The organism is Pseudomonas brassicacearum, from assembly GCF_003732265.1.
Lineage (GTDB): Bacteria > Pseudomonadota > Gammaproteobacteria > Pseudomonadales > Pseudomonadaceae > Aquipseudomonas > Aquipseudomonas brassicacearum_D.
Genome location: NZ_MOBK01000180.1, coordinates 1 through 438, shown reverse-complemented (window position 1 = coordinate 438; position 438 = coordinate 1). Strand labels below are relative to the sequence as shown.

Annotated in this window: 1 protein-coding gene and 1 pseudogene; both read right to left on the bottom strand. The window is 61.0% G+C overall.

Annotation, left to right across the window (positions count from 1 at the left end; translation table 11 throughout):
• A partial coding sequence (locus BK660_RS30705; RefSeq protein ID WP_311202920.1) for a 2-oxo-4-hydroxy-4-carboxy-5-ureidoimidazoline decarboxylase occupies window positions 1-267 on the bottom strand: 267 nt, incomplete at its 3' end.
• A pseudogene (locus BK660_RS30700) lies at window positions 264-438 on the bottom strand (allantoinase); the annotation flags it as partial. The pseudogene BK660_RS30700 and the gene BK660_RS30705, both read right to left, overlap by 4 nt.

Genomic DNA, 438 nt, shown 5'->3' with positions numbered 1-438 from the left:
GGCTTCGGTCAGTTGGCCCTGGACGGCGGCTTTGCCGGCCAGGTCCGGGTGAGCGTTGATCAGTGCCAGTTGACTGGCGTGATCGGCGCTCAACAGGATGTCGCTCATGCGCTGGTGCAGGGTTTCGATCTCGTCGATCGAAGCGTCCGCGCCGAGGTCATAGGCCTTTTCGGCCACCCATGGCGAATGTTCGTAGATGTCGGCGAAAGCTTTGACGAAGGCGTCGCGGCTCAGGCTCGACGGTTGCAGGGTTTGAAAGCGGCTCATTGGGCGGCCCCTTGGTACGGCTGCGTTTCATGCCAGTGACGCGCGATATCGACGCGGCGGCTGAACCACACCTGTTCATGACTTTTGGCGTATTCGATAAAGCGTTTGAGCGAAGCGATGCGACCCGGACGGCCGATCAGGCGGCAGTGCAGACCGATCGAGAGCATTTTC